Origin of the sequence: Citrobacter sp. Cu096, from assembly GCF_030332285.1 — a bacterium.
Taxonomy (GTDB): Bacteria; Pseudomonadota; Gammaproteobacteria; order Enterobacterales; family Enterobacteriaceae; genus Citrobacter; species Citrobacter meridianamericanus.
Genome location: NZ_JAOWID010000030.1, coordinates 1,577,263 through 1,590,568 on the forward strand (window position 1 = coordinate 1,577,263; position 13,306 = coordinate 1,590,568).

10 protein-coding genes are annotated in these 13,306 nt (G+C 52.1%); 5 read left to right on the forward strand and 5 right to left on the reverse strand.

All coding sequences use genetic code 11. The features are described 5' to 3' along the window. The first annotated feature begins 7 nt into the window (after positions 1–7). The 3 genes from OGX99_RS22010 to ldtC all read left to right on the forward strand — a co-directional run bounded on the left by OGX99_RS22010 (position 8) and on the right by ldtC (position 5,749). Positions 8–1,072: an acyltransferase family protein gene (locus tag OGX99_RS22010; protein WP_286545084.1), complete on the forward strand. Its 1,065-nt coding sequence runs from the start codon at positions 8–10 to the stop codon at positions 1,070–1,072. A 116-nt stretch (positions 1,073–1,188) separates the two neighbouring features. Then, a complete protein-coding gene (mfd, locus tag OGX99_RS22015) occupies positions 1,189–4,635 on the forward strand; it encodes a transcription-repair coupling factor (RefSeq protein WP_187252629.1) in 3,447 nt (1,148 codons plus the stop codon). A 148-nt stretch (positions 4,636–4,783) separates the two neighbouring features. Next, positions 4,784–5,749: a L,D-transpeptidase LdtC gene (gene ldtC / locus OGX99_RS22020; RefSeq protein WP_151220014.1), complete on the forward strand. Its 966-nt coding sequence runs from the start codon at positions 4,784–4,786 to the stop codon at positions 5,747–5,749. Between the two features lie 84 nt (positions 5,750–5,833). Here ldtC and bhsA read toward each other — a convergent pair whose 3' ends face one another. After that, the gene (gene bhsA / locus OGX99_RS22025; RefSeq protein ID WP_029139491.1) at positions 5,834–6,091 is read right to left on the reverse strand and encodes a multiple stress resistance protein BhsA; all 258 of its coding nucleotides are present in this window, start codon (positions 6,089–6,091) and stop codon (positions 5,834–5,836) included. Positions 6,092–6,333: 242 nt separating this feature from the next. Between bhsA and comR the strand changes: the two genes are divergently transcribed. Together comR and OGX99_RS22035 are read left to right on the forward strand one after the other, a co-directional pair. Then, a complete protein-coding gene (comR, locus tag OGX99_RS22030) occupies positions 6,334–6,969 on the forward strand; it encodes a TetR family copper-responsive transcriptional repressor ComR (RefSeq protein ID WP_252838191.1) in 636 nt (211 codons plus the stop codon). Between the two features lie 254 nt (positions 6,970–7,223). Continuing rightward, a complete protein-coding gene (locus OGX99_RS22035) occupies positions 7,224–9,404 on the forward strand; it encodes a TonB-dependent siderophore receptor (protein ID WP_286545087.1) in 2,181 nt (726 codons plus the stop codon). 57 nt (positions 9,405–9,461) lie between these two features. Here OGX99_RS22035 and OGX99_RS22040 read toward each other — a convergent pair whose 3' ends face one another. The 4 genes from OGX99_RS22040 to nagZ all read right to left on the reverse strand — a co-directional run bounded on the left by OGX99_RS22040 (position 9,462) and on the right by nagZ (position 13,300). Beyond that, positions 9,462–10,001, reverse strand: coding sequence for a glycine zipper 2TM domain-containing protein (locus OGX99_RS22040; RefSeq protein ID WP_003030814.1), 540 nt, complete (start codon positions 9,999–10,001; stop codon positions 9,462–9,464). A gap of 168 nt (positions 10,002–10,169) precedes the next feature. Further along, positions 10,170–11,474, reverse strand: a complete 1,305-nt coding sequence (gene ndh / locus OGX99_RS22045) for an NADH-quinone dehydrogenase (protein WP_151220016.1) — start codon at positions 11,472–11,474, stop codon at positions 10,170–10,172. 236 nt (positions 11,475–11,710) lie between these two features. Next, the gene (gene ycfP / locus OGX99_RS22050) at positions 11,711–12,253 is read right to left on the reverse strand and encodes an alpha/beta hydrolase YcfP (protein ID WP_187252632.1); all 543 of its coding nucleotides are present in this window, start codon (positions 12,251–12,253) and stop codon (positions 11,711–11,713) included. 21 nt (positions 12,254–12,274) lie between these two features. Further along, positions 12,275–13,300: a beta-N-acetylhexosaminidase gene (nagZ, locus tag OGX99_RS22055; protein ID WP_151225259.1), complete on the reverse strand. Its 1,026-nt coding sequence runs from the start codon at positions 13,298–13,300 to the stop codon at positions 12,275–12,277. Between the last annotated feature and the right edge of the window lie 6 nt (positions 13,301–13,306).

The following is a 13,306-nucleotide window of genomic DNA, read 5'->3' on the forward strand; positions in this document are numbered from 1 at the left end:
CGTCTCGATGATTAAAAAAGAACTATGGATTAATCAGATCAAAGGGTTATGTATTTGTCTGGTGGTAATATATCACTCGGTGATCACGTTTTACCCGCACCTCACCTCCTTTCAATATCCGCTTTCAGAGATGCTGAGCAAATGCTGGGTTTACCTGAACTTGTACCTGGCGCCGTTTCGCATGCCGGTGTTTTTCTTTATATCGGGGTATCTGATCCGTCGCTATATCAATAGCGTCCCGTGGACAACCTGCCTGGATAAACGGATCTGGAACATCGCCTGGGTGTTGGTGCTCTGGGGAGTGGCGCAATGGCTGGCGTTAGTCGCGCTCAATAACTGGCTGGCCCCGCAGCGCGACCTGAGCCATACCGCCAATGCCGCCTATGCCGGTTCACTCGGTGGCTTTGCCCACGGGATGCTCACCGCCAGCACCAGCTTGTGGTATCTGTACGCGCTGATTGTTTATTTTGTTCTGTGTAAGATTTTCAGCCGCTGGGCGATGCCGCTATTAGCGCTATTTGTGGCGCTGAGCGTGGCGATCAATTTTGTCCCGACGCCGTGGTGGGGAATGAACAGCGTGATGCGTAATCTGCCATACTACAGCCTCGGCGCATGGTTTGGCGCAACGCTGATGGAATGGATCAAAGAGGTTCCCTTGCGCCGCCATGCTGTGTTTTTTCTGGTTAGCACAATCGTCGCCGCCGTCGCGTGGCTGGCAAATGTCTCACTATTGCTTTCTCTTCTTTCCATTGTGCTGATCATGAAGCTGTTTTATCAATTTGAGCTCCGCTTTGGTATGCGCACGTCCAGTCCGTTAAGCGTGATTGGTGCCAATACCATCGCCATTTACACCACTCACCGTATTCTGGTTGAGCTGTTCAGCTTAACGTTAATACCCAAAATTAATCATGCTATCTGGCCTGCATATGCGGAGCTGGCCCTGCTTCTGGTGTATCCGTTCGCTTGCCTTCTGCTGTGCACCCTGCTTGGCCTGCTGGTGCGTAAAATTTCGCAAAAAACCGTGGCCGATCTGCTCTTTTCCCCGCCTTCTTTATCGACCGCCTCGCGCTAACCTCAACGCGTTTTTTGCCCCCCTTTGGGGGCGAATCAATTTGCTTATGAGAAACGATCACGGATAATAAAGGACATTGCTTATCAGATGTATATATACGAGATCCTGACAACCGAATGCCTGAACAACATCGTTACACGCTCCCAGCGAAAGCAGGCGATCAGCGCCAGTTGGGTGAACTCACCGGCGCCGCCTGCGCAACGCTGGTCGCAGAAATCGCTGAACATCACGCGGGGCCAGTGGTGCTGATTGCACCGGATATGCAAAATGCGTTACGTTTGCATGACGAAATTCGTCAGTTTACCGACCAGATGGTGATGAACCTGGCCGACTGGGAAACGCTGCCCTACGACAGCTTTTCTCCCCATCAGGAGATTATCTCTTCACGCCTGTCCACGCTATATCAACTGCCTGCCATGCAGCGCGGCGTATTGATCGTTCCGGTCAATACACTGATGCAACGTGTCTGTCCGCACAGCTATCTGCACGGCCATGCGCTGGTGATGAAAAAAGGTCAGCGTCTATCGCGCGACGCCCTGCGCGAACAGTTAGACAGCGCAGGCTATCGTCATGTTGATCAGGTCATGGAACACGGTGAATATGCCACACGTGGCGCATTGTTGGATCTGTTTCCGATGGGCAGCGAGTTACCTTATCGCCTCGATTTCTTTGATGATGAAATCGACAGCCTGCGCCTGTTTGATACTGACACCCAGCGCACGCTGGAAGAAGTCGACGCCATTAATTTGCTGCCCGCGCACGAATTTCCGACCGACAAAACGGCCATCGAGTTGTTCCGTAGCCAGTGGCGTGACACCTTTGAGGTGAAACGCGACGCCGAACATATTTATCAGCAGGTCAGCAAAGGCACGTTGCCTGCGGGTATTGAATACTGGCAGCCGCTGTTTTTCAGCGAGTCGCTGCCGTCGCTGTTCAGTTACTTTCCCGCCAATACGTTATTGGTCAATACCGGCGATATCGAGACCAGCGCAGAACGCTTCCAGGCCGATACCCTGTCACGTTTTGAGAATCGAGGCGTAGATCCAATGCGCCCGCTTCTGCCACCGGAATCGCTGTGGCTGCGGGTCGATGAGCTGTTTACTGAACTGAAACGCTGGCCGCGCGTTCAGCTAAAAACCGAGAGTCTGGCGAACAAAGCTGCGAATACCAACCTTGGGTTCCAGAAGCTGCCGGATATCGCCGTGCAGGCGCAGCAAAAATCGCCGCTAGATGCGTTACGTAAATTCCTTGAGGGTTTTATCGGTCCGGTAATTTTCTCGGTGGAAAGTGAAGGACGCCGGGAAGCGCTTGGCGAACTGCTCGCCCGCATCAAGGTCGCGCCGAAGCGGATATTGCGTCTCGATGAAGCCGCAGACAACGGTCGTTATCTGATGATTGGCGCCGCCGAGCATGGCTTCATCGATAGCAAACGTAATCTGGCACTGATTTGTGAAAGCGATCTGCTTGGCGAACGCGTGGCGCGCCGCCGTCAGGATTCTCGTCGCACTATCAACCCGGATACGTTAATTCGTAACCTCGCGGAGCTGCATCCCGGTCAGCCAGTGGTGCATCTGGAGCACGGCGTTGGTCGCTATGCCGGGATGACCACGCTGGAAGCTGGCGGCATCACTGGTGAATACCTGATGCTCACCTACGCCAACGACGCCAAACTGTATGTGCCGGTGTCATCGCTGCATCTGATCAGCCGCTACGCCGGTGGCGCGGAAGAGAATGCGCCGCTGCATAAACTTGGCGGCGATGCCTGGTCACGCGCGCGCCAGAAAGCCGCCGAGAAGGTCCGCGATGTTGCAGCAGAGCTGCTGGATATTTACGCTCAGCGCGCGGCGAAAGAAGGTTTTGCCTTTAAGTATGACCGTGAGCAGTACCAGCTGTTTTGCGACAGCTTCCCGTTTGAAACCACGCCCGACCAGGCACAGGCGATCAACGCGGTACTCAGCGATATGTGTCAGCCGCTGGCCATGGACCGCCTGGTGTGTGGCGACGTCGGCTTCGGTAAAACCGAAGTCGCGATGCGCGCCGCCTTCCTCGCCGTAGAGAACCACAAACAGGTTGCCGTGCTGGTGCCGACCACCCTGCTCGCCCAGCAGCACTTCGACAACTTCCGCGATCGTTTTGCCAACTGGCCGGTACGCATTGAAATGCTGTCCCGTTTCCGTAGTGCCAAAGAGCAAGCGCAGATCCTGGAGCAGGTTGCCGAAGGTAAAATCGATATTCTCATTGGCACTCACAAACTGCTGCAAGCGGATGTGAAGCTAAAAGATTTGGGGCTGCTGATCGTCGATGAAGAGCACCGTTTCGGCGTGCGCCACAAAGAACGCATCAAAGCCATGCGCGCGGACGTCGATATTCTGACTCTGACGGCAACGCCAATTCCACGCACGCTCAATATGGCAATGAGCGGCATGCGCGATCTGTCGATCATCGCCACGCCGCCCGCCCGGCGTCTGGCGGTCAAAACCTTCGTACGCGAATACGACAGCCTGGTGGTACGTGAGGCGATCCTGCGTGAAGTTCTGCGTGGGGGACAAGTTTATTACCTGTTTAACGACGTCGAAAATATCCAGAAAACCGCCGACAGATTAGCGGAACTGGTACCGGAAGCACGTATTGGCATCGGCCACGGGCAAATGCGCGAGCGCGAGTTGGAACGCGTGATGAACGATTTCCATCATCAGCGTTTTAACGTCCTGGTGTGTACCACCATTATCGAAACCGGGATCGACATTCCCACCGCGAACACCATCATCATTGAACGTGCTGACCACTTCGGTTTGGCGCAATTACACCAGCTGCGCGGTCGTGTGGGACGCTCACACCATCAGGCCTACGCCTGGCTACTGACGCCGCATCCAAAAGCGATGACCACCGATGCGCAAAAGCGCCTGGAAGCCATCGCCTCGCTGGAAGATTTGGGTGCAGGCTTTGCGCTGGCGACCCACGACCTCGAAATTCGAGGCGCCGGGGAACTACTGGGCGAAGATCAAAGCGGTTCTATGGAAAGCATCGGCTTCTCGCTGTATATGGAGCTGCTGGAGAACGCCGTCGATGCGCTCAAAGAAGGGCGAGAACCTTCGCTGGAAGATCTCACCAGCCAACAAACCGAAGTTGAACTGCGTATGCCGTCACTCCTTCCGGATGACTATATCCCGGATGTCAACACGCGACTGTCGTTCTACAAGCGCATTGCCAGTGCGAAAGGTGAAACCGAGCTGGAAGAAATTAAAGTCGAGCTGATAGACCGTTTTGGTCTGCTTCCCGATCCGGCTCGTACGTTGCTGGATATCGCCCGTTTACGTCAACAGGCGCAGAAACTGGGGATTAGAAAGCTCGAAAGCAATGAAAAAGGCGGTACGATTGAATTTGCCGAGAAAAATCACGTCAACCCGGTCTGGCTGATTGGTTTACTGCAAAAGCAGCCGCAGCATTTCCGTCTGGATGGTCCAACCCGCCTGAAATTCATGCAGGAGTTGGGTGAGCGTAAAACGCGAATCGACTGGGTCCGCCAGTTTATGCGCCAGCTTGAAGAGAACGCCGTAGCCTAGCATCAGGCCGGGTGAGCAGACCACTCACCCGGCCTGATGAATTTACAAACTCTTTGCACTTCCCTGCACTTCCCGACACAGTAAGCCGCCATAATTCCTGTTTACTTTTACATAATAAAAACCACGTAAAAACAATGGATTTATGGTGATGTTAAACAATAAACGACTCTCACGCTGGTTAGCGTTTTTTACGCTGGCAGCGACCTTCACGTTAGCACTTCCGGTTCAGGCCAATACCTGGCCGCTACCTCCACCGGGAAGCCGCGTGGTAGGTCAGAATGCTGTTCACGTTGTTGAAGACAATGGTGGCTCTCTGGAAGCGATTGCTAAAAAATATAATGTCGGCTTTTTAGCGCTATTGCAGGCCAACCCCGGCGTTGATCCGTATGTCCCCCGTCCGGGCAGCGTTTTGACTATCCCATTGCAAACCCTGCTGCCAGACGCGCCGCGCGAAGGCATTGTCATCAACCTCGCCGAACTGCGTCTGTATTATTACCAGCCGGGTACAAATTCGGTGACCGTCTATCCTATTGGTATTGGCCAGTTAGGCGGTGACACGCTAACTCCGACAATGGTGACAACTATTTCTGATAAACGCGCCAACCCCACCTGGACACCCACGGCAAATATCCGCGCACGATATAAAGCGAACGGGATCGACCTTCCTGCCGTAGTACCTGCCGGGCCGGATAACCCGATGGGTCATCATGCCATTCGCTTAGCGGCTTACGGCGGCGTGTACCTGCTGCACGGAACCAATGCTGATTTTGGCATAGGAATGCGTGTCAGTTCTGGTTGTATTCGTCTGCGCGATGGAGATATCGAAACCCTGTTCCGTCAAGTAACGCCCGGAACCAAGGTCAATATTATCAATACGCCGATCAAAGCATCTGTTGAACCTAACGGCGTGAGACTGGTTGAAGTTCATCAGCCGCTGTCAGAAAAAATCAATGACGACCCGCAGTTGCTGCCGATCGTATTGAACAAATCAATGCAGACGTTTAAAAATGCAGCGCAGACGGATAGCACAGTCATGGAGCATGCGATGGAAATTCGCTCAGGCATGCCGGTTGATGTAACCCGTCATCAAGACGTCGCTGAACAACCGCTGTAAACTCCACATATAAACAAACCCCGCCGGATTTTATTCCGCGGGGTTTTTTATTTAACTCGCAGTGGCATTGCGAAGGGTTAAAACTTATTTGTAGATAACCGCAGTCCCGTGAAGAGTGTTAGGACCGGTAACGGAAGTAATACGGAAAGACTTGGCCCCCATCTCATCCGCTTTTTGCGCCAGCTGATCTTCCAGAGAACCTAAGTTAGTGCCCGCATTCGCAGAAATAGTACCGACTTTCTGTTGACCCGCAGGTGTGGCCTGAACTTCAACAGCGGCAAAGCTTGCAAATGACAATGAGCTAAGAACAGCAGCAACGAACAGAGTTTTTACGTTTTTCATGATAGTGACCTTTAGCAGATGAATGTGTGTCGAAAAGATTAACTTAACGATCGATAGTTAAATCATAGATGTGATCCGGGTCACACGTCAACAAATTTTTATAATGATCGTTATATAAAATATAAAATCTCTATTTTTCATACTAATAGCCATAAATTTTTTTATCATTAATCCGCTGGAGTGTGCAGTCGAATATTTTTATAATGGTTATTCAATAAACTCAACAAAGGTACAGCGGCACCATGACAACTGAAACGACAGGTTGTGCTAAAAAAAGCCGTGGCCGACCAAAAGTGTTCGACAGGGAAGCCGCGCTTGATAAGGCCATGACACTCTTCTGGCAACACGGATATGAGGCAACATCGCTCGCCGATCTCGTAGAAGCAACAGGCGCAAAAGCGCCCACGCTGTATGCAGAGTTCACCAACAAAGAAGGGTTGTTTCGTGCCGTACTGGACCGCTACATCACGCGCTTCGCAGCGAAACACGAGGCCCAGCTGTTTTGTGAAGAAAAAAGCCTTGAGTCCGCGCTGGAAGACTATTTCACCGCAATAGCAACCTGCTTTACCAGCAAGGACACCCCGGCGGGATGTTTCATGATTAACACCTCTGCGACACTGGCAGCCTCTTCCCGTGATATTGCGCGTACGGTGAAGTCTCGCCATGCAATGCAGGAACAGACGCTTACTCAGTTTCTTCATCAGCGTCAGCAACGAGGTGAAATCCCCGCCTACTGTGACGTGCAAAAACTGGCTGAATACCTGAACTGTATTTTACAGGGTATGTCGATCAGCGCCCGCGAAGGTGCAACGTTTGAAAAGCTGATGCAGATCGCTCGTACAACCCTGCGACTGTGGCCCGAACTCATCAAAGCTTAACGTATTTCCGCTGTTTCCCCCGCTGTACTGACACCATCGGGAGCTGATAAGGCTCCCGCTTAAATTCGCGCACATTACCCACACATTCTTCACTGTTTTCATTATCTTATCCGATTATTTTTTGTAAAATGTATTGATAACAGCAATCATTATCAGCAATATTCGCATTTGTTTTAACACCCGTTACACGATGTAACCATCGGTTTCTTTACCGCCATAACACAAACAGACCGAATTTTTTAAAAGGAACACAAATGCATAAGCGTCTCTGGGTGCTCAATCCTATCCTGTTGTCTTTAACTCTCCCGGCTATTGCGGCTGAAGAAGATAATCTCATCGTCAGCGCCAACCGGAGCCAACGCACCGTGGCAGAAATGGCGCAAACGACCTGGGTTATCGAAGGAAGCGAGATTGAACAACAGGTTCAGGGTGGGAAAGAGTTTAAGGATGTTCTGGCTCAGTTAATCCCGGGAATCGATGTCAGCAGCCAGGGACGCACCAACTACGGCATGAATATGCGCGGTCGCGCCATCGTCGTGCTGGTTGACGGCGTCCGTCTGAACTCCTCGCGCACCGACAGTCGCCAGCTTGACTCCATTGACCCGTTTAACATTGCTCACATAGAAGTCATCTCAGGCGCCACTTCACTTTATGGCGGCGGCAGTACCGGCGGATTAATCAACATCGTTACTAAAAAAGGCCAGCCGGAGCGTGAAGTCGAACTCGAACTGGGGGGTAAAAGCGGTTTCAATAACAGCAACGATCATGATGAACGCGTTGCTGTGGCAGTGAGCGGAGGAACCGATCGCGCTGCCGGGCGCATGTCCGTTGCGTATCAACGGTTTGGCGGCTGGTATGACGGTAACCACGATGCCTTAATGCTGGATAACACCCAAACTGGCCTGCAGCACTCCGATCGTCTGGACGTAATGGGTACCGGGACGATTGAACTTGACGACAACCGACAGTTGCAACTGGTTACGCAGTATTATAAAAGCCAGGGGGATGACGATTACGGGCTGGATCTTGGTGAGAACATGTCCGCCGTGACGGGAAACGGTAAAGCTTATACCAGCAGCGGGCTGAACTCTGATCGTATACCCGGCACCGAGCGTCATCTGATCAGCCTGCAATATTCTGATGCGGATTTCTTCGGCCAGAACCTGATCAGCCAAATCTATTACCGCGACGAATCGTTGAAATTTTATCCGTTCCCAACGCTAAGCAAAGGCAAGGTCACCAGTTTCTCCGCATCACAGCAAGACACCGACCAGTTTGGCGCCAAAATTACCCTCAACAGCCAGTTGATGGACAATTGGGAACTGACGTGGGGTGTCGATGCCGATCACGAAACCTTCGATTCCAATCAGAAATTCTTCGATCTGGCCTGGTCCCTGCCCTCCGGCGGTATGGACAACCGAACCGCGTATACCACCGGGCGTTACCCGGGTTACAGCATCACCAACTTCGCACCTTTCCTGCAAAACAGCTATGACATTAACGACATCTTTACCCTCAGCGGAGGGGTGCGCTATCAATGGACAGAAAACAGAGTTGATGATTTCGTCGGCTATGCCCAACAGCAGGGAATTGCGACCGGACTGGCGAACTCCGCCGACACCATTCCTGGCGGTAAAACCGATTACGATAATTTCCTGTTTAACGCCGGTATCCTCGCCCACCTGACCGACCGCCAGCAGACGTGGTTTAACTTCTCTCAGGGTGTCGAGCTGCCAGACCCGGGTAAATATTATGGCAACGGTACTTATTCCCTGGTGGGCGATCATTACCGGCTCCAGCGCAGCGTCAATGTGGCGGATTCACGCCTGGAAGGGATTAAAGTCAACTCGTACGAACTGGGATGGCGCTACACCGGCGATAGCCTGCGCACGCAGTTGGCCGCTTACTATTCGACTTCGGATAAATCAATCGTTATCAACCGTAGCGATATGACCATCAACGTTCAGCCCGACGATCGGCGTATTTATGGCCTTGAAGGTGCAGTGGATTATTTCATTGCGGATACGAACTGGAGCCTGGGCGGCAACTTCAACATCATAAAATCAGAAGTGAAGCAAAACGGGAAATGGCGGAAATGGGATGTCACTCTGGCCTCACCGTCGAAAGCAACCGCCTGGGTCGGCTGGGCGCCTGAACCGTGGTCATTGCGCGTACAGAGCCAGCAAGCATTTGATCTGACCGACGCCAGCGGCAACAAGCTGGATGGCTATAACACCATGGACTTTATCGGCAGCTATCAACTCCCGTTGGGTAAATTGACCTTTAGCGTGGAAAACCTGCTGAATGAAGAGTACACCACGCTGTGGGGACAACGTGCGCCACTGTTATATAGCCCGACCTACGGCAGCACGTCACTGTATGAATACAAGGGTCGGGGCCGCACCTTTGGGCTGAACTACGCTTTAACCTTCTGATAAAAAAAGCCCCCCAGCCTGAGCGAATGGGGGGCTAATGTTCAGGATAATGCTATTTTACGCTTTGTTATTCAGTACCAGCTGTCCGTTGTTATCCAACGGAATTTGCGCGCCAGGATCCTTATCCATACGGATTTTCCCTTGCTGATCGCCAATTTTGTACGTCACATCGTAGCCCAGCATTTTTTCTGATTTGTCATACACCGTTTTACAACGCTGCTGCGTCGTGGTGTAAGTATCATTTTCCTGCATCGAACCCTGGATCTGGTTACCAGCATAACCGCCGCCTAAGGCACCGGCCACGGTGGCAATATCTTTACCACGTCCGCCGCCAAACTGGTGACCAATAACGCCCCCCGCCACGGCACCGAGCACGGAACCCGCGATACGGTTTTCATCTTGTACCGGCTTACGGTGCGTGACCGTCACGTTCCGGCACTCCTGGCGTGGTGTTTTTACCGACTCTTTAATTGGCGTTGCAGAGACAACTTGTGCGTATTGTGGGCCACGCTCGAAAACGTTAAGACTGGCCACCGCTGCAACACCCAGCGCAGCAGCTACGCCAATCCCTATACCCGCCAACATTGATTTATTCACGGGACTTCCTCCTTTTTTGCTATTAGTAACAACTTTGCAACAGAAGGTAAGGAATGCCAATCAGATTACGGATGAAAATAGCGCAAGGAGAAGCGAATGCAGAATGATTCGGAGAACTCTGAAGGAAGGCGCCGGATGAGTAAAATCAACCGACGCCATAGATCAAGATTAATGCAGTTTCAGACGCGGGCGAATCACCCGGTTAATACTGCCGACCAGCATCATCAGACCGGTTTTGAAGTAACCGTGTAGAGCAATCTGATGCATACGGTACAGTGAGATGTACACAAAGCGCGCAATACGCCCTTCCACCATCATCGACCCACGGGTCAGGTTGCCCATCAAACTGCCCACGGTAGAGAAGTTAGAGAGCGAAACCAGAGAGCCGTGATCTTTATACTGATACGCTTTCAGCGGCTTACCGTTCATCTGCGCCAGAATGTTGTTCATTGCGCAGCTTGCCATCTGGTGCGCAGCCTGAGCGCGCGGCGGTACAAAGCCCCCTTCCGGGCGAGCGCAGGAAGCACAGTCGCCAATCGCGTAGACGTCGGGATCGCGCGTGCTCTGCAGAGTTGGCTCAACCACCAGCTGATTGATACGGTTCGTTTCAAGTCCGCCAATGTCTTTCATAAAGTCTGGCGCTTTGATCCCCGCCGCCCACACCATCAGATCGGCTTTAATGTATTCGCCATCTTTGGTATGCAGTCCGCCTTCATCTGCACTGGTTACCATCGTCTGGGTCAGGACGCGTACGCCCAGTTTGGTCAACTCATTGTGCGCAGCGCTGGAAATACGCGGCGGCAACGCAGGCAGAATACGTTCACCAGCTTCTACCAGCGTCACGTTCAGTGCTTCGTTGGTCAGCCCTTTGTAACCATAGCTGTGCAGTTGTTTTACCGCATTATGCAGCTCGGCGGAGAGTTCAACCCCCGTCGCACCACCGCCGACGATAGCAATATTCACTTTGCCGTTAGCGCCCAGATTCGCGGAATACTTGAGGAACAGATTCAGCATTTCCTGGTGGAAACGACGCGCCTGATGCGGGTTATCCAGGAAAATGCAATTTTCTTTGACGCCCGGCGTGTTGAAATCGTTAGAGGTACTACCCAACGCCATCACCAGCGTGTCATACGGTACTTTACGCTCAGGAACCAGCAGATCGCCCTTCTCATCGCGCAGCTCGGCGAGAGTAATGGTTTTCGCTTCACGATCGATATCCACCACCGAGCCCAACTGGAACTGGAACCCGTGGTTGCGGGCATGCGCCAGATAGCTCAGCGCATCCACACCTTCATCCAGCGAACCTGTCGCGACTTCATGCAGTAACGGTTTCCATAAATGGCTGTGGTTTCTGTCCACCAGCGTAATTTTGGCCTTTTTCTTGCGGCCCAGCTTTTTACCCAGCTGCGTCGCCATTTCCAGTCCGCCAGCACCGCCGCCGACAATCACGATCCTTTTCAATGGTGTAGTCAACGTGACCCCCTCAAATTTATTAACCAATTGTTAATTAAAAGTTATTGTCATAGCCTTTAATTAACAACAAGTTACGATAATGAAAATGTTCTTCGAGAGTGAGAATAACACGAACGGTGCATTGGTCATACCAAAATTGATGTGTATCAAGTTTTGATGCTGAAAAGATAGACAACCCGAACTTTAAGAACAAAAAAACCAGCCCGGAGGCTGGTTTTTTACACGCTCATTGAAGGTTAACCCAACGTTTTGAACGCTTTGATACGCTGCAAGTGCGGGGAGATATTCTTAAACTTATGCGTCTGCTCTTCGTCCCAGACAATCTCATAAAAGTGGTGCAGTTCTTCTGACGAACGCTGACTATTAAGTGCTTCATCATGACGGGACAAGATAACCAGACAGCGATCGCGATTTTTTTCGCGGAAATTGGTCACGCATTTTGTCGCGATATCGGCATATTCTTCAGGCCGGTCGATTTTTCCCTCCATGTTCTCATACGGGAACAGATTGGGATTAAACACAACCTGGCGAATATCACACAGAAAACCAATTCTTTCAGCCCAAAATCCTCCGAGCCCCACGCCACAAATCAGCGGTCGGTCGTCGACATTAAGCTGCAGCATTTTGTCCACTTCTTTAAGCAGATGCTGCATATCATGTTTAGGATGCCGCGTGCTGTAGCTAATCAGCCTGACGTCCGGGTCGATGAACTGCAGCTGCAGCACCTTTTCGTGGTTGCCTGGACTGTTAGAGTCAAAACCGTGTAAATAGATAATCATCGCATCCTCGCCAAACGTGCGTTAATGACCTGCTTTCTCTTCCTGCCAGCGCTCATGAAGCTGGTTGAGCTGGGCGCTTACCGTCTTCCAGCGTGTCGAGTCCATCAGTTCCTGACGTGAAAATGAACCTTTATGATACAAACGTGTAACACGTTCTGCATTGATCGGCGACAGATTATCTAACACACTGGCCGCTCCTTTACGATTATTGCAGACCAGGATCATATCGCAACCTGCATCCAGCGATGCCTGGCCGCGTTCCGCATAGCTTCCCATAATCGCCGCACCTTCCATCGACAGATCGTCAGAGAAAATAACGCCGTCGAAACCCAGCTCCTGACGCAGCACCGTTTTCAACCAGTGTGGCGAGCCACTCGCCGGGCGCGGGTCTACATCACTGTAGATGACGTGTGCAGGCATAATGGCGTCGAGTTTGTTTTCGGTAATCAACGTCCTGAACACGGACATATCTTTCGCCCGAATTTCGGCTTCCGAGCGTGGATCGGTTGGGGTTTCTTTGTGTGAATCCGCCGTCACCGCCCCATGTCCGGGGAAATGTTTACCAGTCGTTTTCATGCCAGCGCCATGCATACCGTCAATAAAGCGGGTTGCTATAGCCAGCGCTTTTAGCGGATCGGCATGGTAAGAGCGCTCGCCGATTGCTGCGCTGATATGCCCCACATCCAGCACCGGTGCAAAGCTGATATCAATGTCCATTGCGATCATTTCGCTGGCCATTAACCATCCGGCGTCTTCAGCCAGTTTGCCACCCTCTTCCAGACCGTGCAGCGCTGCAAACGATTGGGCCGCAGGCAGACGCGTAAAACCCTCGCGAAAACGCTGCACCCTGCCGCCTTCCTGATCTACCGCCACCACCAGATGATTACGCGATGCCTCGCGGATCTGGCGCACTAATTCCCGCAACTGTTCCGGGTCATGATAATTTCGGGTAAAGAGGATCAACCCACCTACCAGCGGATGCGCCAGAATCTCACGTTCTTCAGCGTCCAGCTCATACCCTTCGACATCCAACATTACTGGGCCCACACTGCT

Bases quoted from the DNA above. Each gene is read 5' to 3' on its own strand.
- ldtC (WP_151220014.1), top strand. From the start codon at position 4,784: ATGTTAAACAATAAACGACTCTCACGCTGGTTAGCGTTTTTTACGCTG.
- OGX99_RS22010 (WP_286545084.1), top strand. From the start codon at position 8: ATGATTAAAAAAGAACTATGGATTAATCAGATCAAAGGGTTATGTATT.
- ycfP (WP_187252632.1), bottom strand. From the start codon at position 12,253: ATGATTATCTATTTACACGGTTTTGACTCTAACAGTCCAGGCAACCAC.
- OGX99_RS22035 (WP_286545087.1), top strand. From the start codon at position 7,224: ATGCATAAGCGTCTCTGGGTGCTCAATCCTATCCTGTTGTCTTTAACT.
- bhsA (WP_029139491.1), bottom strand. From the start codon at position 6,091: ATGAAAAACGTAAAAACTCTGTTCGTTGCTGCTGTTCTTAGCTCATTG.
- mfd (WP_187252629.1), top strand. From the start codon at position 1,189: ATGCCTGAACAACATCGTTACACGCTCCCAGCGAAAGCAGGCGATCAG.
- comR (WP_252838191.1), top strand. From the start codon at position 6,334: ATGACAACTGAAACGACAGGTTGTGCTAAAAAAAGCCGTGGCCGACCA.